Source organism: Carboxylicivirga taeanensis (assembly GCF_051851475.1).
Lineage (GTDB): Bacteria > Bacteroidota > Bacteroidia > Bacteroidales > Marinilabiliaceae > Carboxylicivirga > Carboxylicivirga taeanensis.
Map to the genome: position 1 here is coordinate 268,717 of NZ_JBPUSJ010000004.1, position 24,955 is coordinate 293,671.

A 24,955-nucleotide genomic window follows, 5' to 3' on the forward strand; every position below is an offset into this window, starting at 1 on the left:
GATTACAACTCATATATAATTGTTAATACAGGTGCAAGAGTACCACTGGAAGATCCATCAGCTGTTTCTGCTTCTCGTCCTCCACTACTACTTGTTTCATTAATACTTGAACCGCTAGGTGTTAAAATGAAAGACATACTATTACCTGAATTCCAATCCTGTCTGTCCACAATTTCCTGAACAATACCAGCTAACTCACTAGTTCTTTGTGCTAAACCTGCATCTCCTACTACTTCCCATTCCGGAATTACCCAAACCGAATTTTCGGTTGTTTTAGATCTCATGCTTACATTATAAGCCTCTTCGGTAAAAGGTTGCGAATTGCCTGTATTCTCACCATAAATGGTCATCTCGGCTTCGTCGGCACCAACAGCATCGCAAGTAAACTGAATTGAAGCAGACAGAACATTGGCTCCTGTGGGTATTTCAATGGCATTGAACCGAAGACCTATTGTTTGTACCCCCTGATCAGTACCTGAGATGGCATCCCAGGTGTCGTATTCGGCAAGTTCCAAATCACTGCTAGTTAAAGCCATTGCCCCATTTAATGCGCCTTCCTCTGCATCATCTCCTGATTCTGTAATCTGAACCGTTATATTATAGGATATTGTCACTGTAAACATAACACCGTTTGATTCACGATCTCTTGTAACCGTCACGTTTCCAGTAGTAGCGCCGGCAGGAACAATAACAGTAATGGTCGTTTCTGTAGATTCAACTACAGTAGCTTCGGTACCATTAAATTTTACTATATTTTCGGATGGTGTAGTACTAAAGTCTTTACCGGTAATAATAACCTCTTGACCTACTTTACCCTTTTCAGGACTAATAGAAATTAGTGTTGGAATATCTAGTGGCACTATTGTACAAGCTAAACTATTTGATGCCATTCCATTCTTGGTAACTACAATATCTCCCGATGTGGCACCTTCAGGAACAATGGCCTTGATTGTTGTGATGTTGGCTGCAGTAACCTCGGCATCAAGACCGTTAAGTGTCACCTTATTATCGGCTGTTGATGAGAAATATTTACCCTCAATGGTAATTTCATTCCCCTCCTTTGCACTGGTAGGTGATATACTGATTAAAGTAGCAGCTTGATTATCATCCCAGAAAACTTCGGTCTTCTCTTCTTCACACGAGCTAAACAGTCCAAAGACTATTAGCACACTCATACACAAGATGAGTATTTTATTTAAATGCTTATTTTTCATAGCTAAATTTTTTGTTATCAACAAAGCTCTAATAACCAGGGTTCTGTGTTAAGGGATTTATTTTTAGTTCTTCTAAAGGAATGGCAAACACAACCTGATAGTCGTCATATGGGATATGCATCCGAGCCGTCATATGAGCTGTTCTTGCACACTCCGTTCTAACGATATCCCGCTTATTACGGATCAGATCAAAAAAGCGGTGTCCTTCAGCCATCAATTCCTTTCTTCTTTCCGTTAATACCCTGTCAAGGGTAACGTCAGCTTCGGCAACCTTTGCAGCAGGATTTGCTCGTTCAACAATGGCATTTAAATAGGTCGCGGCATCCGATCCACCTCCTTTAACTGCAGCTTCTGCAGCAATTAGGTAGAGTTCTGATAGACGAAAGATGGGTACATTACTTGTTGTAGCCGAGGATGCTAACTCAGGTTTTGGTTCACCATCACCTTCAAAATGATCTACGATAATAGCTTTTGTATTCCCAATGCCAGGATACTTGAGTATCCTTCCATAAGTTGTTGGATCGCCTATTACACTAAGCTGGTCGATATATAATATCTCATTTCGAATATCGTCAGGATCCGAGTTAACTAAATCGATTAAATCTTGTGATGCAATAAATTGACCATATCCCTCAGGGTCTGAAAGGTAGGCTATTGAGTTGCCACCGCCATTGTCGGCCGCATTGTTAACACATGAGAAAATCGATTCGGAATTGAATTCTTTTGACCATGCATCTACATATTCACTTCTTTTTAATAAAACATATGGACTTTTCTTAATCACATCAACAGCTGTTTCATACGCCTTAGTATTATCTTCTTTGTACAAATAAACCCTTGCCAGTAGGGTTTTAGCTGCCCATGAGTTAATTTTTCCGCCTTTTGGTGCCTCAGATAACAAGGGAATGGCAGTTGTTAAATCTTTAATTATTTGATCATATACTTGAGCTACTGTACTTCTTTTCACTTGTGCATCCTTCGGCAATACCTCGGTAACAATTGGAATACCCAATGATTGTCCGTCGTTATGCGCGTAGGGTAAGCCATACGAGTTGCAAAGCGAAAAGTGCGCTAAAGCTCTAATAGTGAGGGATTGACCGGTCATGTCATCCTTTTTAGCCTTGTCAGTTGGTGATTCTACATTGATGCCTTCAAGCATGGCAATAACATTATTAGCCTGTCTGATTATAGTGTAAGGGGTTGACCAGATACTTAACACACTATTTTGCTCATCAAAATCATAACGGTACTCGTCTTCGAGTCTACCAAAATCAGGCACCTGCATATCGTCGGAACGCATGTCATTACGAGTAATGATATTACTATTTAAGAAACCGACACTCTGCATTAGGTTATATGTCCCATTAATAACCACCTCTACATCAGCCATTTTCTGAATGTCTTCGGGAGCTTGTTTATCTGTTGGATACTCAACAAGAAAATCTTCAGAACACGATTGCACGACAAATAGTAATGCAATGATGAATAAGCTTATTATAAACTTTATTTTTTTCATTTATCTTTTTTTTTATTTAAACACGACTTCTAGAATCCAATTTCAACACCAAACGATATTGTTTTTACCGGTGGCATCTCAAAATAGGCATATCCATTGGCTCCTCCATGTTCAGGATCTACAATGTCTTGAGATGCAAAAGTCAATAAATTCCTTCCCTGTATATATGTTCTCAAATTACTGATACCAACTTTTGATAGCAATGAGCTGGGAAGATTATACGATAGTGTGATATCTTTTAAACGCAGATAATTATTATCGAACAAAAATCTGGTGGAGCGTATATCGGAACTATTATTTCCACCCCAGATTCGCTTTGGATGCTTGGCAATATCACCTGGTTTTTGCCAACGGTCTAGCTGACTTTCCTGAATAACATATTTTGGACTTCGTCCATCGTTCCACGACTTATATCCTGAGTTATACCATATTTTTCCACCTACGGAATAGTTAAATAAAAATGACAGGGTAAAATTCTTGTAGGATAGTTCGTTTCCAATACTTCCATAAAAATCGGGCTCTGCCGAACCTGCATAAGCATCTTTTGCCTCTTTGTGATCATGCGTTACTTCATCCGTAATATTTCCATTGTCATCAATAACATACCACATTGGTGAGCCATCAGCCGGGTCAACACCTGCCCATATTGGCATGTAGAACGAATAGTAAGGCAAGCCTTCGCGGCGTATATACCGACCCGTTTCGATATCTTTACCTCCAGCAAGCTTAACAATTTCGTTTCTCACGCTGGAGAAAATAAAGGTAGATGACCATCTGAAATTTCCATTAATAATATTGTCTGTATGGAGCTCAATTTCCAGCCCTTTATTTTGCATTTCTCCAATATTCACCATGGTGCTGCCTGCGCCAATGGTTGGGGCTAAATCCAAGTCCATTATTAAATCCGACGTATGCCTTTGGAAATATTCAACGCTACCTCTGATGCGGTTAAATAATCCATATTCCAAACCAATATTGAACGTCTTATTTTTTTCCCAGGTTAAGTCAGGGCTAGCAATTTGATCTTCAGTCGCCGCATTTTTGCTATCGTATTTTTCGTCATAACTATAAAGTGCGAGGTGATCGTAATAACCTGGAGGCAAGGTTCCATTTGTTCCATATGATGCCCTGATTTTTAGATCATCCAGAAAGTCGAAACCACTCATGAAATTCTCCTCTGTTATTCGCCAAGAGCCTGAAACAGACCAGAAGTCGGCCCATCTTTCATTATTGCCAAGTCTTGAACTACCGTCTCTACGCAGACTACCTGAAAAATAGTATTTATCCTTAAAATCATAATTTACTCTCGATAGGTAAGAGACCATGGTATAGGCACTTGAATAGCCATAAGCGCCAACGGGAACAGCAGTTACAGATAACTCCTTTAAGCTTTCATTAGGCAGACCTTCTCCTTCGGCTGCGTAATTACTAGATTCGTATTTTTCAGCTTCAAAAGCTCCAATTACATTTAAGTGGTGCTGATCAGCGAATGTTTTGTCAAAAGTTAACAGGTTTGAAGTTGTTAAGCGTTTTCTCTTACTATTTTCGTTATACACCCCGCCCTTGACATCTTCATAGGAACGTGATGATGGAGAACCATAGCGAACATAATCATTATTTATCCAATCGTAGCTGTTAGTTGACCTAAACGTTAGTGTGTTAATCGGTTTGTATTCGAAATAAGCGGAGCTCATGCTTCTGAATACTTGAGCCGTTTTTTCATTTAATTCATATTCGCGGAGAAGATTATAATAGCCGGCATTTACTAGTTCATATTTTAAATCACCATTTTCGTCATAAGGAGTTTCTGTCGGCCAGGTATTTCTACTAACATTATAAAATGGATTAAAGTAACTGGATCCATTGTTAGCCACATCTTGGTCTGTATGAGAAGTTAGAATATTAACACCTATATTGATTTTGCGATTCACCTGGTGTGTTAGTTTTACGCGACCCGAATACCGTTTAAAATCAGAGTTCAGTGCTAAACCTTCTTGATCTAACATACTGCCGGAGATATAAAACTGTGTTTTTTCTGTTCCTCCGGTAGCTGATAACTCAATGTTTGTTGTGGCACCTTTCCTAAAAAGAAGATCATACCAGTCAGTGAAGCCGCCTTCAGGCTTATACCATTCAAAGCCATTCATAGTATTGTCAACTTTTTCATGGCCCACACCGTAATAATTCTCCAACGATTCTTTATGTAGCATAATGTGATCTTCGCCACTAACCCCTTTGTAATTATCTACGGCAAAGTCCGATATTCCATAACTAGCCTTAAGGTTATATTTAGTAACACCTTTTTTACCTTGTTTGGTTGTGATTAAAATAACCCCATTCGCTGCGCGAGAGCCATATAGTGAAGCTGCTGCTGCATCTTTTAATACTGTAATACTTTCAATATCACCTGTTGGAATGGAAGACATTAAGTTACCACCTTCGGACATAGACCCTGTTGTGATTGGCACACCGTCAATTACATAGAGTGGAGAGTTTGAAGCGGCGAATGAGCCAAGCCCTCTGATTCGAATTTCAGAATAAGACCCCGGTTGACCGCTTGTTTCTGCCACTGTTACGCCGGCAATAGTCCCCGATAGTGCTTTTTCGACGGAAGTAACCGGCACTTTATTAATTGCTTCCGATTTAACAACGGCCGCAGAGCCAGTGAACGATGCTTTCTTTGATGTACCATAGGCTACAACCATCACTTCATCAATTTCTTCAATGTCACTTGTTAGAACAACATTCATGCTTGTTTTACTTTCAATAGGTTGTTCCAAGGTCGTAAATCCTATAAAAGAGAAAACCAAAGTTTCTTTGCCTGTGGTTGTATTTATTTGGTATTCTCCGTCATAACCGGTTACTGTGCCATTGGTGGTGCCCTTAATCACCACTGTTACACCTGGTAGTGCCATTCCTTCGGTGTCGGTAACCTTACCAGATACCGAATGGCTTTGAGCGAATATTTGGGACACAAGCAAACTTATGCACACAAATAATGATAATCGCAGTTTCATCATAGTTTAAATTTTAAAGTGTAGAATTAACCTTTATACTTTTACATAAGGTCTTTATAGTTAACGCATATCCTCATTAGGACATACTGATTAAAGCAAAAGAAAATATGACAGTGGCTTTGCGACACTTCTATTAACACTGTTGAATTTGGTTTATAAATATGTTTATCCTTGCATAGTTATTGCAAGTCCAAATAGATGTGTTGATTATAAGCTCAGTATCTTTTCCGGTAATTGTGGACAGATAAGACAAAACCAAAACTCCTTTGATAGTTGTTTGATAAATAACTCTTCTTGAAGAGTACTAGGGGAATTGGAAACCGACTAATGTTAACAAAATAATATGTATTTCTCAAAGATGTAAGGCAAAAATGCGTTAGATTGAAAAGCCACTTTTGCACATTAAAATGCTGTTTGAGCAGTCGATTACCATTAGATGGATAAGATTTATTTTCCTTTTTTTTCATAGGGCAATGGTTGTTTAAGCCCCACTAAAATGTTAAGTTAATTCTGACTTTCAATAAGATTACTGCATACAAGGACAATACACTAGTAATACATTTAGCATACATGTTAATTTATGTTGCTGGTTATCAATTAATATGAAATTAAGAAGTCGTTTAATGCTACATCGGTATTTGCAAGGTTTAGTTTTTTACGTAAACGTGTTCGAGCAACATTAATTGTATGTGGAGTTTGTCCGGTTATAGAAGATATTTCTTTGGTTGACATATCTAGTCTTAAGAAGGCACAAAGTCGCTTTTCATTTTGCGATAATGAAGGGAATTGACTCATTAAGTTATCATAAAAACTTTGGTGAACCTGTAAAAAGCGTACTTCAAACTCCTCCCACGAACTATGGTTTAGGTCAGATTTAATTTCATTAATAATATTCTGAATGATTGGTTTATTATCCTTTTTAAGAGATCCAATTGTTGTTTCAAGCTTATTTATTACTGATAAACACAACTCATGATGCTGAGCAATGTTCATTGAAAACGACACTAACTCTTTATTTTTTCTTTCCAATGCTTGATTGATTTTTTTTTGCTTCTTCTCCAACTCAGCAGCACGTAATTTTTGGTAAATAGACCTGCTACGTTGCTTTTGAATCATGATCATAAAAACCATAAATAAAATCAGAAATAAACCTATAACAATAAAATAGATAAAACGCTCTCGTTGTGTTTTTAGCTCAGATAGTGCTAAATCTTCTTTTTTTTGGTGCTGCATTTCCAGCTGCATATATTCCAATGCTTTATTATAATTAAAAAGACTATCGCTTAGCTGTTTAAAGCGTTTATGAGCAGAGAAAGCAGCTTTATAATTCTCATTTTTCTCATAAGTTTCTGTAAGGGATTTGTATGCAACACTTTCGAGCCTAACCAAATGAAGTTTTTTAGCAAGCTCAATACACCTAATATAATATTCTTCTGCTTTCTTTAAGTTTCCAATTTTTTGATAATAATCGCCCAAATTATCATACACGTTTGCCTTTCCTTTCTCATCGCCAGTTTCTTCTCGCAAAGCCAGTGCATATTTAAAATAGACAAAGGCACTATCAAGCCTATTGCTTTCCAAATGGATGATTCCAACGTTATTATAGTAAATACCTATTCCATGCTTATCTCCTAACATCTTTTCAATTGCACCACTTCTAGCGTAATACTCCAAAGCTAATTCATTATTTCCTTGCAATTTATGTACTAGCCCCCAATTATTTAATGCGGCTGCCATTCCTGGCTGGTAATCTTGTAATTCACTAATCTCAAGGCTTTTTGAGTAGTAATAGATAGATTTGTCATAATTTCCTAAATAGCGATATAAACTGCCTAGTAAATTGCTTACACGGCGTAAGCCATTCTGATTATTAAGTTTTTTGTAAATATCGTTCGCTTTAAATGCTCGCTCTAATCCTGTAGCATAATTACCAATATTCTTATATGAGTTTGCTAGTTGTAAGTTGTCATACCCAACTTCCTCCAAAAATTGATTATCACCGTAAAGGGCAATTGCTTTTTCGAGAATACATATGGCTGGTATATACTGTTGATAATAATTATATAACGAACCTTCACAAGAGTAACTTTGAGCAAGGCCAAAGGTGTTATCAACTTCCTTCGCTAATGCCGCAGCACGCTGTGCATACAACTTACTTGTTTCATAATCGTGGGCAATATGTGCACGGCATAAATCTATATATAATTGAATCTTCTTATTTGTCTCTTTTTCTGATTTAAGTTGCTGCATCAAACTATCTACTTTGTTCTGGCTAACTATCCACTGACTAGCTGAGCCTAGAAGAAAACATAGTAATAATAACTTTTTCAAAGAAATTAGCTTAAAAAAGTGCATGTAACGATCCAAAACTATTTTAATGCAAGTTAGAAATAGCATATTATTTTTTCGTTTTTAAAGATTAGTCATATTGGCATTCATCTAAGTTGTCCTGTTTTGATATTTTTTGCCAGATACGAATTATCATTTAAGGGTCAAAGTAAATTATTTATATTGAATGAATACTGTTGGGAATGAAGAATTATCAGAAGCTATTATAATGAAGTTGCTTAAAGTCTTAACATAGAGCTTTTAAATTATAAAGATGACCGATAATGAGATAGATACCTGGTAGGTTTAATAAATATCTATCAAAGTGCTAAGTACACAAACAATTAAACAAAAGACATATTATATATTTGGCAATTCATGGAACAATACTAAGGTTAACTTCTGTCAAGTTATTAAACCCATTTTTTTTGCCTTAAAACAGGCTGCCACGGACGTAGAATTCCGATTAAAGTGCAGTTGGAATGGAATTTATGCCCATTACCGCAAATGGTGTGACGATAGTAGCTGGGGTAAGCTATGGTAATTACTATTCAATATATAAATAATTACCCGATATGCAGTTCTGTTAGAAGGAAAACATACACCAGCCAAACGTAGTACTGAAGCAGTTAACTGGCAGGGAAGATAGAAGTGCACGACAAGAAATATGCATATTCTCTCCGACTGTGAGGATATACTAACTATATTTTCGTTCGGCAGATGCCACAACACCTAATAAGTTCTTAAATTTAGCTTATTATGATAGTACCAAATATGTCTTCCGAAAATTTGGCTAAAGAAATTAAAGAAGTGTGGTTAAAATGCCATATTGGTTTCAAAGAACCACGGAAAGGGTGCTTTTCATTGAACCATATTTCGGCATAATATGTACCACTATACTTCGCATTTTCTTCAAAGGTATAATGAAAGGTCTTTAAGAGATTCTAATATGTCTAAATTGACTTTTACATCGAAGGGCAGCGCATTGTGTCCAAGCTGGGCGAAATGGGGGAGTATCAGAACCTGCTTAATCCCAAAGACTCAACAGCCGGTGGCAATACCATTGATTTTGATTTAAAGGGGAAAGAACTCAAAGCAGCCATCTACGCCAATTTTGAAAGTTTGGGCTTGGATGGAGCCGTATTTACGGCCGGTAAAAGTGGCAAAGTGCCCTATGGACGTCTGAAAAAATACTACCGTAATCAGGACCTGATGAACGGAGGTGGCAATGCCAACCAGCCGGGCAGTGATGAAACTCCCTCTAACAAAGTGGAGAACCTGCAATTCTATTATCACCCCGACCATTTGGGTAGTTCTTCGTATATTACAGACGTATCCGGCGAGGTTTACCAGCACATGGAGTATTTCCCCTTTGGAGAAACCTTTATTGAGGAACGCACCGATGCTGAATACACGGCTTATCTTTACAACGGTAAAGAATTAGATGCAGAAACAGGCTTGTATTATTATGGTGCCAGATATTATGACCCGAGGATAAGTATGTGGTATGGAGTTGATCCTTTGACAGGTAAGTATCCAAACCACTCTCCTTTTGAATATACTTTTAACAATTCTTTAAATGTTATTGATCCAGATGGAAAAGAAGGGATAGTTCTTTCTGGTCAGCCAGGGAATCATGGAAATAAGCTACACTTTTTAATCAATGGATTAAATAGAGCACAAGCAGCTCAGAAAAGAACCAAAAGAAAAGGGGAAGAAGTAACTTGGATTATTTATGACGATAAATCAAAAGATGCTGGACATGATAGTAAAATGTTAAAAAACTATACGGCGAAAGCAGAGAAGCTTGGGATAAATGTAATCGTTGTTGAAGATTCTGATGATATTATAAGTTACATAAATAATAAATCAGGTGATGATTCTAGACAGAAGGATAAAATAACAAGCTTCTATTATGTTGGACATGCTACACCTGGAGATCTTGAAGTTGGATATGCTGGTAGTGGTGATTATATTGAACCTGGTGATGATTTTGAATCTGATGCCTTTGAAAGCGGAGCCTGGATTAATGTTGTTGGAGGTTGTAGAACAGCAGTTGATGGAGATATACCATTTGAAAAAAGTGTTGTAGATCAATTTACAAAGTTGGTTGATAATAAGTCTAAAGTTCATGGGTCAAGTACAAGGGTAGACTATCCTGGAGGACCAAGAACAGATATGCAATTACTAAATTATACGAAAAAAGATGGCACGAAAATAAGTGGAGAAATAATTATAAAAAATGGAGTCAATGAATAATAATAAATTTAAAATTATAATTGTATTACTATTATTGAGTTTAGCAATTTATTTATTTTACAATCCGATAATATACAGAACTAATTTGGATTGTTCGTATACCTTCATTAAGGATAGCTATATTAAAGGTGATACATTAAAGCTCATAGATATGTATGACTCTGAAGAAGGCTCTTGGAAAATCGTTATTGTTATAAATAAGGGAGATAGGAAAAATATCAATAAAGAAATACCTCAAGGTAAAGTCTTTGAAACGACAGATACCGACCTTATAAAAGGAATAATGAAGAATTGGAAATTTATTTATACGGGAGGGGATTTTGCAACAATTGAGAATCAATTGTTAATGTATTGTGACAATATTCTAGTTTTTGATAGTGGTATTGTACTTGATAATTCTTTAGAAGGATTACAAAATAATAATTTTGGATGGATAGAGGCTGTTCCTTGTGGAATAATGTCAAAATATATACAAAAATTTGATAGAGTTTATAAACCAATAATTATTCTATAATTTAATTTTTGAGAGATAAGAACTTATTTAAATCTTGGCTCAATGCAGAATAATTAAATAATCAATAAGCTCGGCGAAGTTTGCAACTTCGTCGCCTGTAGCAGTTACTTTGTAACTAACATTACGAAGCAAAGGCATTTAAATCAGTTTAGAAAGGAATAGTTGAGCATAGCGATTATAAGCTGCAAAACGTTCGGCGTAAGTATCTCGCTTCGTTGTATTAAATAAGGTCTTTGGTATTTAAAAATAATAACCATTAGCACGTACTTTGACATATATTTTTTGCTAATGGTTGCCAGGAGTATAGATGACGGGGCAAACTTAGGTATGCGGCGAGGTGTACTAGCATAACCTGTGCCGCAATATATTTTGTATGGAGTATTTCCCGTTTGGTGAATTGGAGCGCAGCGTAAATCGCCAACACCATATAAACAATATGTTGGCAAACCTTTATTGAGGAACGCACCGATGCTGAATACACGGCTTATCTTTACAACGGTAAAGAATTAGACGCCGAAACAGGCTTGTATTACTATGGAGCCAGATATTATGACCCGAGGATAAGTGTGTTTTATGGGGTGGATCCTTTGGCGGATAAAGCCCCAAATTGGACGCCGTTTAGATACGGGTTTAATAACCCTATTAGATTAAACGATCCGAGTGGCATGTTTGAATCTGAAGGCGATGCAAAAAAGTGGGCAAAAGATAATAATATTCGAACCGGCTGGTTTAGTGGTAATAAAATTCAAGAAAGTTCTGATGGAACCTGGGCTATCAATAACAAAAAAGAGGGTACAAGTATCTTTCGGGATAATAACACTGCTGATTTCAATAATCTAATTGGGGGTAGTAATAGTAATGTTATTACTGGGGCTTTAGGGCTTGGTAGCGTTGACGCAAATGGTGGGGGTAGTTGGATAGGAGATGCATTAGATTGGGCAAAAGAACATCATTATTATGGAGTTGAAGGGAATGTTACTCATGGAATGCAAGCAGGTGCAATTTGTAAGAATTTAATTGGTTTTGAGATAGGAATGTTAAATCAAACGGTGCTGGAAGGTGAATTCAGTAATAAAAAGCAAGATTGGGCTTCTCATGAATTAAAGCCATTGGTAATGGCAGACAAAGTGGAGTTATTCCGTATAAATGGAGCATATGCCGGATTTGGAGGTGGTTATAAGTTGGATAATAACTATGGAACTAATGTGCATAATGTAAATTTAGGTTGGACTATTTTTCGCGGTAATGTAAGTTTTAATAGCTCAGGATTTGTTGGTGGATTTGTGGGATTAGAATTAAGCGGTGGAGCTTCCGTAGTTTGGGGAGTGTCAGGAACAGCAAGATGGGGTTTTAAATTTTAGTTTTATGATTTTGAAAAGTTATTTATTATATGTCGGTTGTGCTATCTTCACTTTATTTAGTATTATACCTAATGGCTTATTAGAGACGGTTCCGGTAGGAATAGGTGTTGTAAGTATACTTGCTTTTATACTGTCATCTTTTTATGTTATTTATGAGGCATACTTTGCATATATACCTAAAAGTAAGTTTGTTTCGAGTAGATTGACAGTGCTTTACAATATCATAATTCCTTTATCAACAGGAGCTTTATTCCTCTTTTTTTTCATTCTTATATTAACGTCTGGTCGCTTTCATGATTTATTTGAGGTGTATTTGTTTATTGATATATTTGTATTAATCATATTTATGATTTCCTTAGTGTATAGTAGGCTTAAGACCTTAAAGGTGAGTGATAAAGAAATGTTTATAATGTTTCATAATGGAGTTCTGGTTTTAAAAGATTATAAAGTTCTTGAGGTAAAAAAGTTCCTGATATTCTTTCGAAAAATTAGAATTAAATCGGAAGAAGAAGTTATAAAGTTGGTTATATTATCACCATGTTCAAGAGAATTAACTTTTACTACATAGATAAACATTTAATAATATAGAAATGAGATTCATAAAAAGTAAGAGAAGTAATAGTAATAGATACTCAATAATTGCCATTGCGCTTGGAGTCTTATTAATATTAAGTAATGGAATAGCTTATTTAATTTTAGAATTGTCAAATCAGTTTGACAAAGTGTTTAATGGTAACACTATACACCCATTAGTACTTGTTGCTATTGGAGTATTGTTAACGCTGATTGGAGTATTTTACTATAGAAAGGCTAAGTAAATCTTTCTAAGATTAGACTTTATTAGTATTGTTAAATAATTATAAAGAATCCCGGCAATTATGTCGGGATTTTTACATTTATAAAGCCGCAATATTTTTATTAAAGAAGTCTTTAAACTTTTTATTGGTAAGCATTTTATCAATCAGCTTAAAGATGGTCTGCTTGTCGTCATCATCAAGCTGTTGGATTAAGGGCATTTGCTCAACGGCTGTTTTATCTTCAATGGTAACTTCGGTAGGTATTTTACCGTCATAGTTTAAAACCTGGTCGGTAGTCATGTTAAAGAGCTGTGCCATCTTCTGCAGTTCCTCTACAGTAACACTGCGTGTCCCTTTTTCAATTTTACTATAGGCCGATTTATCCACATTGATATGTGTGGGCACTCCTGCTCGCTGAAGTCTCATAAAAAAAGGTGCTCGGCGAAGATTGCATCTTCGTCGCCTGTAAAAGTTAGTTTGTCACTAACTAATGCGGAGCACGAGCACTTAAATGAGTTTAGACTAGCCAATGGAAGAGCGATTTAGCTGTAGGTTGTTCGGACGATGTTCGATTCTGCTTCGTTCCTGCTTCGATTTTGGTTCGATCCTGCTTCGTACCACCTTCGGTTAGGCAGCCCTTTTACCGAACATGGTACGAAGATGGTACGACCATGGATCGACCATGGTACCTACAAATACCGGGTAAAACCTTAGCAAGATCTGAAACCGCTATTTCCGGTTTTTGATGTTCTATTGATTGCCAGTTATTCAACCCGGTTATTAACCGGAATCGGGTAAACAGCTTCTTTGGTTTCAGTATCGTAAATAGCACTTATGATATGATGCCACAGGCGATTGCCATTGCTTAAGATGGAAACAACTTGTCCGGTGGTATGATAGAGCCCAACAATGTTATTGACAGTGCCCATGTAAGCTATGTTATCCATCACTAGAATGTCTGTCTCAGCAAAAGAGCCACTTTTCTTCCAAAGCTCTTCACCGGTTGTTGCATCAAGGGCCACCATAATGGTAAAGCCAAAGTCTGTTGTGAGATATAATTTCCCATCATGCGGATAAGGCGAACGACTAAGATCATCTAAAGTGAATTCCCAAATAATATCACCTGTGCCTGGTTCGAGGCATAGGCACTTATCATCGATGGTATTTAAGTACAGTTTATTGTTATACACAACCGGACTGCCTATTCCTCTATAATCTTTTTCCCATAGTTTGCTGCCGTTTGTAATGTCTACGGCGTACAATTTATACCAATCTCTTACAAAAAGTTGATTGCCTGATATGGTTGGCGCAGATTCGCCGCCATTAGTGATAAAATCGGTATGCCATAGCACTGTATTGTCAGAGCTTAGCGCATAAACCTCACCCGATGCATGGTAGCTAATATTGTCTTTATAGGTAACTCCGTAAGCGTTATGATAGGATGGAGGCGTGTGTGTCCATGTGATGCTTCCATCGCCAGGGTTAATGGCATGTAGTTTACCATTTAGCTCTGACACATAGATGGTGTTATTGTACGAGGAAACATAACTAATACTGTAAAAGCTTTCGTTTGTCCACAATTCGGCGCCCGTTTCAAGGTTAAAAGCGCACAAATTCCCTTCATATTTCATGTAGATGTTACCATCTATAATGGTGGCATAACTGCCATAGCCTTCTTTTTCCCACAAAAGCTCACCACGTCCACTGATGGCGTAGGTCACTCCCGTCGAATTACGCTCGCCCGAAGCCACAACTATTTTACTGGAAACATTAGATAAGACCTGAAGTTCAATGGTTTCTTCATCCTGCAATGTGGTGATTTTAAATTCATCCAGTTGCTCTTTTTCAGGGGTGCCTTCGGCTTGTAAAATAATTTCCTGCTCACCAACGGCGTCAAATTCACCAGAAGCCGAGAAGCTATAGCCATTCACTTTAGCAGTTGATAGATGGTACTTGCCTGTTTCCTTTCCTATTAGTATAAGGCTGATGTAGTTATCCTCAGTAAGTGGTGTGCCTGCCTCATAGTGGCCATGTATTTGGGCGCCCCATATTGTTGCTTCCAACGGAATCGCAGTGTTTTCTCCGGCGGTATCCGAATCGCTGCTGCTGCAGCCCCCCAATAGAAAGGCAAACAGAATTAAAAATAAACTGGTTGTTTTTATCGTCATGATTTTTAAGGATTTGGTGTTTTTATATGAATTATTATGAATAGTACTACGGAATTTGTAGTAAAAGGTTATTACTCCTAATACCACTTCTGAACTAAAGTAATGCACATGCCTGTATACGGGGAAATTCCGTTGTGGCATATCGAATCACATGCGCACTTTTGGTAAATGCGATAGGAATATGTACAGCGGCCTTTTGGTTAGGCTTTACAGCAGATGTAGCTGAATAATAAGGTGGGGCGAGGGGTTGATTACTACCCATTTAATGGCTTTGGTGCCTGTTTTTATTCAGCACGTGGGGAGTGTGGTTACGAATCGCGTGGCCAGCTTATATTGAATGCTTGAGTTGATTCATTGGCATGGCTAACATAACAGTCACAAATTTTGTTATTTTTAGCATCCCGATCAATCGAACACGCATGAAGTGTTGTGGCCGTTTAATATTGCTTACTATCGGGCATACCTGCTGTTTTGCTGCCAAGGTGAGGTCTTACCAACCGGTTGGCTATGCCTAAAAGAAACCGGGCACCTTGTAAGGTGGAAGGATTTGCACAATCAACGGAGAGGATAGCAGGCGGCCCGTGCGATACACTTATGGGTATGAACTCACAGACCGCAACTGGCAAAGGGGCTGTTTTGAAAGAAACAGTGAAGGAATTGGAAAATGAAACAGACACTATTGCAAAGCCTATGAATGATGAAAAAATACAGCAACTGAAAAGTGCGGTGGAGCTATCGCCCGACAATCCCGTGTTGCTGCAGATGTATTTAGAAGCCCTCCAAGAGGCCTGTATGTGGCAGGAGGCCGAGACAGTATGTAAGCAGTTGGCAAATACTGACCCGGGTTATCAGTTGGAGTATGCCCGCTTGCTTTATAAAAACAATAAAATATCGCAAGGTATTTTGCTGCTGGAGCATCATATTGAGCAAGGCATGCAGGATGCTGAAGCCTATAAATGGTTAATTCTGTTCTATAACAAGGAGAACAACCAAACGGCGGCCGGTCGCCTGTATCGGGCGCTGAATGCCCTGCATCCCGACTACCGCGACGATGAACTGGATGAGCTGTTTAAGGCCACAGAGGACGAGAGTTGCGAAGAGGACGAAAGGGTAAGCTTGCTTGTTGAGGAAAAACCGGCCGCACCCATCATCCCACTGGAAAAGCCCAATGTATCGTTTAAAGATGTAGGAGGGATGAAGTCGGTAAAGGAGGATATCTCCATGAAAATCATCAACCCCATTAAGCATGCCGATTTATTTAAGCAATACGGAAAAAAAATTGGGGGTGGTATATTGCTGTACGGACCTCCGGGGTGCGGAAAAACCCATATTGCCAGGGCAACTGCCGGCGAAATTGATTCGGCATTTATCTCGGTGGGCATTAATGATGTGCTCGATATGTACCTCGGCCAAAGCGAGCGACAACTACACGACATTTTTGAGTATGCCCGAAAAAATACCCCTTGCGTCATATTTTTCGATGAGGTGGATGCCTTGGGCGCTAACCGCACCGATATGAAAAACAGTGCCGGAAAAAATGTGATAAACCAGTTTTTGCAGGAGATGGACGGGCTGCAGGCCGAAAACGATGGCATCCTTGTTCTTGGGGCAACAAATGCACCCTGGCACATCGATGCAGCCTTTAAAAGACCGGGGCGCTTCGATCGCATCATTTTTATTCCGCCACCCGATGAAGAGGCTCGCAAAGAGATATTGGAAATTCAATTGAAAGATAAGCCGGCCATGGATCTGGATAGCGCCAAAATTGCCCGGAATACCAAAGATTTTACCGGGGCCGATATGAAAGCTCTGGTCGATGTGGTTATTGAGGAGAAACTAAAAACCATTATCGAAACGGGCAAAGAAACCCCGATTAAAACCAGGGATTTCCTGTCGGCAATAAAGCGCATTAAGCCATCCTGTAAAGTATGGTTCGAAACCGCTAAAAATTATGCTGTCTACTCCAACCAGAGCGGCCAGTACGATGATATACTAACTTACTTAAATATAAAATAAGCAGATGAGCCAGATTGCCAGAATAGAATTACTACTCCAACAAGATAAATATTCACAGGCCGAAAGGGAGATAAGAGCACAGCTGCTCGAAGAGCCCAACAATGGCATTTACTATGCCCTTTTAGCCTTAAGTTTGTCCGGCTTAGGCAAAAATAAAGAGGCGCTGCAGGCAGCACACAAAGGGGTAGGCCTGATGCCCCATGCCGCCTATGCTTTTTACGTGCTGGCTAAGTGTTATATCCGTACAGACGATTACAAACTGGCCAGTGACGCCATACAGGAGGCCTTGCGCATCGAACCGGAGGATGAAGATTACCTGTGTCTCTATGCCGCTATCCTGAACGATCAGGGGAACCATCAAAAGGGCTTAACCACCATTAATAAGGCCCTGGCAATAAATCCCGAACATGCCGCTTCTAAGCAAATAAAATCGCTGCTGCTAAGGGGGCTGGGTAAATACAGGGAGGCAGATGCCATGGCCGACGAAGCTCTGAACGACAACCCCGAAAGTGCCCATGCTTTTGCCGCTAAAGGCTGGTCGTCTTTAGATACGGGGCAGGTAAAAGCCTCTTTGGAGCATTTTAAATCGGCCGTCATGCTCGATCCTACCAGCGACTATGCCAAGTCGGGTTTAGTAATGGCCATTAAAGCGCAAAATCCACTGTTCAACGCGTTCTATAATTACTACAATTGGGTGGGTAAGCTCTCATCCAAAGCCAGGTGGGGCTTTATCATTGGAGCCTTCATTATTATGCGGATAGCCAATAAACTGAGCCAGACAAACTCAGACCTGGCACCCCTGTTCTCAGTTGTTGTTGGCCTGTACATCGCCTTTGTGTTCATGGTGTGGACCATCAATCCCATCTTCAATATTTTCATGCGCTTTAACAAATATGGAAAGCACGCCCTGGATAAAGGCGAAATATTGGGAGCCAACATCATGGCTTTTTTATTAGCTTCGGCACTCATACAGTATGTTTTACACCTTCAGTTCGACTGGTACCCGATAACCGGTGCCATTAGTTCAATGTTTTTAACACTGCCTTATTCATCTACTTTTGCACGCTGGGTCACGCCGGCTTTTGCCAAACATTTTGCTTATAGTTTGCTATTAACGGCAATAGGGATAGCATCGGTAGTACTACCATTAATCGGACAGGAGAGGCTCAACGGTACCTTGTGGATGGGGTTCCTGATAGGAACGGTAGGCTATACATGGGTGTCGCAAATTGGGAAATAATACAGGCAGATGAGTCAGGTAACAACGGCATAAAAAGTATGTGCCATATTGTGCGCAACAAGATAGGGGACGGCCAGGTGTCAAAGTAGAGATTGTGGAAGGTGATTCCTGAAGGTCTTCTTCTCCAGGCGCAAAAAAGCACAGAAGCCAAGGGGAACCCGCGCATAGTCGGATGTAAGCAGTCGGGGGAGGCTGCAGAGAAGAATAGCCTGCTGCTTCCGCTGTTAACGCGGAACTGTTTCAGGGCACGGGAAGTCTTAATCTCCTTTGGCCGGTAATGAGGGCTCTTTAGCCACCAGCTAACATAAGTAGCTGTCATAATTGGTATGGTTCGGTCATCAAAGCCACTGCTAACATAACTTATCAGTGTGATGCCTGGGTTACTGAAGGAGTTGTAAACATTGGCGCAGCTAACGGGGTTTATATTTTTCATTTATGGTTTTCGTCCAGGAGTTTCATGGGGTCGATTAAGTTATCATAAAATGTGACTTATGTAATTAATTTGCGTAATCAGGCTGATGATAACAAACTTATAACCCACTCATGAAGGCCGTTTACACGATGAAGTTTTTATTGTATACATTCGTTATTCTGTTTACCCAATTATCGCAACACAAAGTTAGCGGGCAGGTCAGCTAAGTAGCCGGTAAATCGCAGCTTATACTTCAAGCAATAGAGCAATACCATTATCAACCGCGATTAATTGATGATGCTTTTTCAGCGTTTTTATTCGATGACTTTATTCTGAGTCTGGATGAAAGAAAACTCATCTTTTCAACGAACGACCTGGAACAGCTTGATAAGTTCAGGTACGAATTAGATAATTATATTAACAATAAAGACTATTCATTTATCAGTGAAATTGCATCTTTATATGATAAACGAATACGGGAAACAAACTTGTTCCTCAATGCTCAACAGAATCGAGAGTACAATTACGGGTTATCTGAATCCATCGAATTTTATCCTAACCGGGGGTATTTAAACCCCAATGCTCTGGCGGCCCGATACAAGAAGTTGATAAAATACAAAGTACTCAGCTTGTATTTGCAGCAAGCCGATTCTCTTACCAGTAAAGCGGCTGTGGACAGTAAATAGCTGGAGGCCTTAAAAGAGGAAGCCATTGAGTGGGAGTTATGCTGGATACAAAATAAGCTGGGGCAGGACAATAGCGCAGCACAGTATGTCGAAGCGTGTTTTCTAAAAGCTTTATCAAATACTTTCGATCCTCATACGCTGTATTTATCGCCCTCCGAAACCGATTTTTTTAATCAGTCACTATCCGATGAGAGCCTGTCGTTTGGGATGGAGCTGTATCGCAATAATAGAGGAGAGCTGGTTATCGAATCGCTCATTCCTGGAGGACCGGCATGGCACTCCAATCAGTTTAACGAAGGGGACATTATTAGGTCAATCAGGAGTGATCGGGATAGCACCGTGGAGTTAAAGTACATCCCCACTAAAGAAGCTGTTGACATCATTTATTCGGATCAGATTAGAAAGGCTGTTTTTACAATTCAAAAAATGAATGGTGAGCAGGTTGAGAGCTACAATAAAGCCGTTGCCGAGTTTAATGAGGAAATAAAAAAGTACAACGAAACCAATGAATTCACCAATAAGAAAAGAGCAAAGACTATAGAGTATTGGAACCAGGAAGTAGAAAAGTTCTTTGAGCGAAACACAAACTAGTAATCGGGCATTTCGACAGAATCATGAAGGCTGCAGAATAAGCCCTGTCAACTAAGTTAAGCTTTTCGGACAGGGTTTATTTTACAGGCGCACATTGCATATAAGATTGGGTAATAAAAGTCTATTGTATGGTTGTGAATTAAGTCGTCATAAGCTCGGATTTACCTACTTTCCGATACGTAATTTTCTAATTACTGATATCTAGTTCTTTGCAAGGATTTAGTTGTAAATATTACTTAGAGGATTTAAATCCGTATGTTTCACTAGAAACACCTTCACTACAGCATTATGGAGCAATCTTAACTAACTTTCAAGGCTTTGGCAATTTTATAAAAAACTAACTTATTTACAATGCTTTTTCTTCTTACACAGGATTAGTACATCAACAAAAAAAGTTGTAGATATATTTTAATAATAACTATTCTTCTTTATAAATAAGGGCAGTTGTTTAGCTTCCAATATTACATTATGTAATTGCTTGCTTTATAACTATAGTTACTATCTAACCACTATTCAGAAAGATAATTCGACCTTTTGCAAGCCTTGTAGGTATTGACAATCTCAAAAACTGATTTTACAAATGCGTTTTACATTTTGACATCTTTTAAGTGTACTAAGTGAGTTTAGGCAAGATGGTAAAGAGTGATTATTTGGCTATAAATACATTAATAAGCACTTATAATATCATTGAATTTTGGAATTGCAATACATCTTTGATTTTCTTGATTATTCTTTTAAATGATTATTTTTGAACTATGCTAACCAGTCGTCACTTGAAGATATTATTTACCGTTATTTTTATCAATTTAACTTCTGTTCTTAGTGCTAAGGATGTATTGAAGTTTGAGCATATTGATTTACCGCCCGAGATTATTAATACAAAAATACTTTGCATACTGGAGGATAAGACAGGTCTAATGTGGTTTGGAACATCAAGTGGTCTAATATGTTACGATGGTTACAAAGTAAAGTCTATCGAGAATGTTAATGTCGAAGCTCAACGAAGTAGTTTCGGTTATGTGAGTGCATTAGTTGAAGATAGAGCTAATCAAATATGGGTTGGAACGAATACCGGTGTTTTTATATATAATAAGAATACACAGCTTGCAAAGTTAATAAGCGATAAACACTTGAGAAATAAAGTGTGTAGAACATTATATCTAACAAGTAGTGACGAGATAGTTATTGGAACAGAAGAAGGACTTTTCATCTACGATCAAAGGGGAGAGATGAAGGAGCGGTATATTCATCAACCAGGACTCAGAACAGGACTAAGTAACAATGTTGTACGATGCATCTATGAAGATCTTCAAAAGCGATTATGGATTGGAACGTATGATCAGCTTAATCTGCTTGATAGAAAACAAAAACAGATTAAGCACTATCGCTTGCAAAGAGCAGACTCTCTTAAACATCGGAATAATTTGATATTGAGTATCCAATCGAGCCAAGGGGATGCTGATAGTATTTTGGTTGTGGGCACCGAAACTGGTTTGTGCTTATTTAACACAATTAATAATGTATTTAAACAATATAGACATCAAGAAGAACGTAACTCAATTAGTAACAGTGTTGTAAAGTCCGTATGCGTTCAAAGTACAAAACTGTGGCTCGGAACAGACATGGGGTTAAGCATATTTGATATTGAGAAAAACCGGTTTGAGAACTATTTTTATGACCATAGAAATTTATTTTCCCCTTCAAGTAATGTAATTAATCATGTATATATTGATAAGTTAAATAATGTTTGGCTGGCAACAGACATAGGTATAGATAAAGCCTATATAAATGGACAAGTTATTGTAAATAACATTGAGTTAATTAGGGGTGTATTAAAAGTTAACAGTGTTAGCAAGAATAATAATGATGATATTTGGATTGCTTCTGATGAGGGAGTGATCCATTATAAAAACCACGAGGAAAAATATAAACAATATTTACCCCCATTGTTACTGCATAATAAAGTGAATGAAGTTTATTGCGATTCGAATGGGAATGTTTGGATAGCAACTTCTGGTGGTCTCAATTTTTATGATAATTTAAAAGGTGAATTCAGTGCCTATGTGGCAAACAATAATGGGCGAAGAAGTTTAGAGACTAACTACATTAGTTGTATTGAAGAGGATAATGAAGGAGCACTTTGGGTAGGAACATATAACAAAGGTATTTATAAAGCATTTTGGAACCAGCATAATCAATTGGAGTTTGTTAATTACAAACATCAAAGCAATAATGAAAACTCCCTAATATCAAATAAAGTATTCGATATTGAGATTGACGAGGATAATGTGTGGGTGGCCACCAACAAAGGTGTTAATCGGCTCAATGTTGTGAGTGGCATTTTTGAGAGGTATTCACACCTTTCTGGAGGAAATACAAATCATTTCATTTCGCAATTCTTTATTGATAAAGACAGTTCTTTATGGATGGCCACCGGTAAAGGGCTTTATCACCTTGAGGCCGGAGGTACACAGTTTAATTGGCTGCGGGATTTACCGAAAAGTGTGAGTAGCGTTGCCGCATTAGATTCAGTAGTTTATTTTGTTGCTAGAAATAGCTTTCACCTATATGACCTAAAAAACGAAGAATTGATTAGAATCCCTAATGTTAAGTTAGGGCTTACTTCTATTACTGATTTAAAACTATTAGATGATGGAAGGATGGTTCTTAGTGGGAATAAAGGTTTCGTAACCGTACATGTCAAAGCACTAAAGATTGATAAACGTATTCCAAAAGTACACTGGACATCTTTTTCGATTCATAATGATGAAGTGAGGCCATTCTTATTAAATAATGATAGAAACGTGATTGAGAGTCAGATTGATGAAACAGAATACATTGAGTTGGATTACTTACAGAATTCATTCACAATGGAATTCTCTTCTTTTCAATACAGCTTTGAGAATTCCTGTGCTTATAAATATCTACTCGAGGGTTTTGATAAGGAGTGGCAAACGACTAGGGGCAATCAAAATTACGCAGCATATACCCAAGTTAGACCAGGAACTTATAAGCTTATGGTTAAAGCTTCTAATACGTATGGACTATTTGGAGATGAAGTCAGGACGATGGTTATTAAGGTAAATCCTCCCTTCTACTTCTCAACCTGGGCTATAGTGTTATATATCTGTTTGATAATTACTCTTTTCTTTGTTTCCAGACGAATGTTAATAGCCAGAGAGAAGCATTTAAGTGATATTCGTTTTCAAACGCTTCAAAGACAAAAAAGCGAGGAATTAATTGAAATAAAAACTCGTTTCTTTACAAATATCTCTCATGAACTTAAAACGCCTTTAACATTAATAAGTAGCCCTATTGATGATTTATTGACAAAGAACATAGATGAGTCTGTCAGGAAACCACTTAAGCTGGTTAAGCGAAATACAGATCGTTTAAAAAAGCTTGTCAGTCAAATACTTGATATACGAAATATTGATAGTGGTGGTGAAATATTAAATGTTCAGGAGTATAACATTATCTGGTTTATTGATAATGTTGTCTCTCAGTTTAAAAGTGAAGCAGAGCGTCGAGATATGCTTCTCCAATATGTTTCTCATGAAGAGTCATTGCTAATGCACTTCGATATGGAAAAAACTGAGAAGATATTAGTTAATCTTCTCTCTAATGCTTTAAAGTTTACGCCAGATGGAGGTGTAATTAAAGTACAACTTCAAGACGGACGACAAGTCAATAAGAAACAAAATGAACTTTTAGTGTCAATTATTGATAATGGCGGAGGAATCAGAAAGGAGGATCAGGGAAATATATTTAATCGCTTTTATACTTTAGGTGCAGATAATTATAGTAGTCAGCAAGGTACGGGTATAGGCCTGTCTATGGTTAAAGAGTATGTAACCCTGCAGGGAGGCAAAATATTTTTAGAAAGTGAGCTTGGGAAAGGAAGTTGCTTCACATTTTCAATACCATTTAATTTACAAAAGGATAATCAAGTAATAAAACGTAAGGCTCAATTTGCGAAAGTAGAAATCGATATTGAATCAGAACTTGGCCGTGAAAAACCATTTGAAGGTGAGCCGGATACAAAACGATTAAAAATATTAATTGTCGAAGATGATAAAGACTTAGGAGAATATCTGGCTGATGGTCTGCATGAAAAATATGAAGTCCTTGTTGCTGAGAATGGTCAAGAGGGCTTCCGTCTGGCACTTGCTGAAGTGCCAGATCTGATAATATCAGACTGGATGATGCCAGTTATGAATGGTATTCAACTTTGTCAAAATATAAAAGACGATTTGCGTACCTGTCATATACCATTCATATTGTTGACTGCCAAAGGAGGTTTAGAAAGTCAGACGGAAGGAATTGAAACAGGAGCTGATGATTATATGCAGAAACCATTTAATATGGCATATTTGCTGATTAGGATTCAAAACCTAATTGATCAGCGAACACAATTAAAGGTAATTTACGCTAAGCAAATAAAATTAGAGCCATCTAAAATAACTGTCACAACTTTAGATGAAAAGTTTCTGGATGACCTGAAAGCTCATATGGAGAAGGAAATAGACAATCCGGAATTGAATGTAGCCATATTAGCTGATAAGATGGGAATGAAAACCACCAACCTTTACCGGAAAATCAAAGCCTTGACCGGTCAATCGGCTACTGAATTTATCAGAACCTTCCGTTTAAAAAGAGCTGCTCAGTTATTAAAAGAAGAAGGTCTAAATGTGACTGATGTTATGTACATGGCAGGGTTTAATCACCGCTCATACTTTACAAGAAGTTTTAAAGCATTGTACGGTGTTTCTCCCAAGGAATACAAGAATGAAAAAACTCCTGACGCCTCAATCAGGAGCTACAATTAGCAGGTGA

The 24,955-nt window shown here is 38.0% G+C and carries 15 protein-coding genes and 1 pseudogene; 10 read left to right on the forward strand and 6 right to left on the reverse strand.

Annotated elements, in window-relative coordinates; genetic code table 11:
* Nucleotides 1–2 precede the first annotated feature (2 nt).
* The 4 genes from ACSX1H_RS08310 to ACSX1H_RS08325 form a co-directional block, all read right to left on the reverse strand.
* Nucleotides 3–1,214: an IPT/TIG domain-containing protein gene (locus ACSX1H_RS08310; RefSeq protein ID WP_439183387.1), complete on the reverse strand. Its 1,212-nt coding sequence runs from the start codon at nucleotides 1,212–1,214 to the stop codon at nucleotides 3–5.
* 28 nt (nucleotides 1,215–1,242) lie between these two features.
* Nucleotides 1,243–2,730, reverse strand: a complete 1,488-nt coding sequence (locus ACSX1H_RS08315) for a RagB/SusD family nutrient uptake outer membrane protein (RefSeq protein ID WP_439183388.1) — start codon at nucleotides 2,728–2,730, stop codon at nucleotides 1,243–1,245.
* A 29-nt stretch (nucleotides 2,731–2,759) separates the two neighbouring features.
* Complete coding sequence (locus tag ACSX1H_RS08320; RefSeq protein WP_439183389.1) at nucleotides 2,760–5,750, reverse strand: SusC/RagA family TonB-linked outer membrane protein; 2,991 nt, start codon at nucleotides 5,748–5,750, stop codon at nucleotides 2,760–2,762.
* A 594-nt stretch (nucleotides 5,751–6,344) separates the two neighbouring features.
* A complete protein-coding gene (locus ACSX1H_RS08325; protein ID WP_439183390.1) occupies nucleotides 6,345–8,078 on the reverse strand; it encodes a tetratricopeptide repeat protein in 1,734 nt (577 codons plus the stop codon).
* A 1,002-nt stretch (nucleotides 8,079–9,080) separates the two neighbouring features.
* Here ACSX1H_RS08325 and ACSX1H_RS08330 point away from each other — a divergent pair.
* The 5 genes and pseudogenes from ACSX1H_RS08330 (at nucleotide 9,081) to ACSX1H_RS08350 (ending at nucleotide 13,027) form a co-directional block, all read left to right on the forward strand.
* Nucleotides 9,081–10,334 carry an RHS repeat domain-containing protein gene (locus ACSX1H_RS08330; protein ID WP_439183391.1) on the forward strand — a complete coding sequence of 418 codons (1,254 nt, stop codon included), beginning with the start codon at nucleotides 9,081–9,083 and terminating at the stop codon, nucleotides 10,332–10,334.
* Nucleotides 10,327–10,848 carry a hypothetical protein gene (locus tag ACSX1H_RS08335; RefSeq protein ID WP_439183392.1) on the forward strand — a complete coding sequence of 174 codons (522 nt, stop codon included), beginning with the start codon at nucleotides 10,327–10,329 and terminating at the stop codon, nucleotides 10,846–10,848. Before ACSX1H_RS08330 ends, ACSX1H_RS08335 begins: the two co-directional genes overlap by 8 nt.
* 452 nt (nucleotides 10,849–11,300) lie before the next feature.
* A pseudogene (locus ACSX1H_RS08340) lies at nucleotides 11,301–11,504 on the forward strand (RHS repeat-associated core domain-containing protein); the annotation flags it as partial.
* Between the two features lie 9 nt (nucleotides 11,505–11,513).
* The gene (locus tag ACSX1H_RS08345) at nucleotides 11,514–12,209 is read left to right on the forward strand and encodes a hypothetical protein (protein ID WP_439183393.1); all 696 of its coding nucleotides are present in this window, start codon (nucleotides 11,514–11,516) and stop codon (nucleotides 12,207–12,209) included.
* A gap of 590 nt (nucleotides 12,210–12,799) precedes the next feature.
* A complete protein-coding gene (locus ACSX1H_RS08350) occupies nucleotides 12,800–13,027 on the forward strand; it encodes a hypothetical protein (RefSeq protein WP_439183394.1) in 228 nt (75 codons plus the stop codon).
* A 78-nt stretch (nucleotides 13,028–13,105) separates the two neighbouring features.
* On the opposite strand, the gene ACSX1H_RS08355 is transcribed toward ACSX1H_RS08350, so the two are convergent.
* Together ACSX1H_RS08355 and ACSX1H_RS08360 are read right to left on the reverse strand one after the other, a co-directional pair.
* Nucleotides 13,106–13,432, reverse strand: coding sequence for a helix-turn-helix domain-containing protein (locus ACSX1H_RS08355; RefSeq protein ID WP_439183395.1), 327 nt, complete (start codon nucleotides 13,430–13,432; stop codon nucleotides 13,106–13,108).
* Nucleotides 13,433–13,770: 338 nt separating this feature from the next.
* On the reverse strand, nucleotides 13,771–15,174 hold the full coding sequence (locus ACSX1H_RS08360; RefSeq protein WP_439183396.1) for a PQQ-binding-like beta-propeller repeat protein: 1,404 nt from the start codon (nucleotides 15,172–15,174) through the stop codon (nucleotides 13,771–13,773).
* A gap of 507 nt (nucleotides 15,175–15,681) precedes the next feature.
* Here ACSX1H_RS08360 and ACSX1H_RS08365 point away from each other — a divergent pair.
* The 5 genes from ACSX1H_RS08365 to ACSX1H_RS08385 all read left to right on the forward strand — a co-directional run bounded on the left by ACSX1H_RS08365 (nucleotide 15,682) and on the right by ACSX1H_RS08385 (nucleotide 24,948).
* Nucleotides 15,682–17,190 (forward strand): ATP-binding protein, encoded by a 1,509-nt coding sequence (locus ACSX1H_RS08365; RefSeq protein WP_439183397.1) that lies wholly within the window; start codon nucleotides 15,682–15,684, stop codon nucleotides 17,188–17,190.
* 4 nt (nucleotides 17,191–17,194) lie between these two features.
* The gene (locus ACSX1H_RS08370) at nucleotides 17,195–18,430 is read left to right on the forward strand and encodes a tetratricopeptide repeat protein (RefSeq protein WP_439183398.1); all 1,236 of its coding nucleotides are present in this window, start codon (nucleotides 17,195–17,197) and stop codon (nucleotides 18,428–18,430) included.
* A gap of 672 nt (nucleotides 18,431–19,102) precedes the next feature.
* Complete coding sequence (locus ACSX1H_RS08375; protein ID WP_439183512.1) at nucleotides 19,103–19,528, forward strand: hypothetical protein; 426 nt, start codon at nucleotides 19,103–19,105, stop codon at nucleotides 19,526–19,528.
* A gap of 207 nt (nucleotides 19,529–19,735) precedes the next feature.
* The gene (locus ACSX1H_RS08380) at nucleotides 19,736–20,119 is read left to right on the forward strand and encodes a hypothetical protein (RefSeq protein ID WP_439183399.1); all 384 of its coding nucleotides are present in this window, start codon (nucleotides 19,736–19,738) and stop codon (nucleotides 20,117–20,119) included.
* Nucleotides 20,120–20,892: 773 nt separating this feature from the next.
* Complete coding sequence (locus ACSX1H_RS08385; RefSeq protein WP_439183400.1) at nucleotides 20,893–24,948, forward strand: hybrid sensor histidine kinase/response regulator transcription factor; 4,056 nt, start codon at nucleotides 20,893–20,895, stop codon at nucleotides 24,946–24,948.
* Nucleotides 24,949–24,955: the final 7 nt, after the last annotated feature.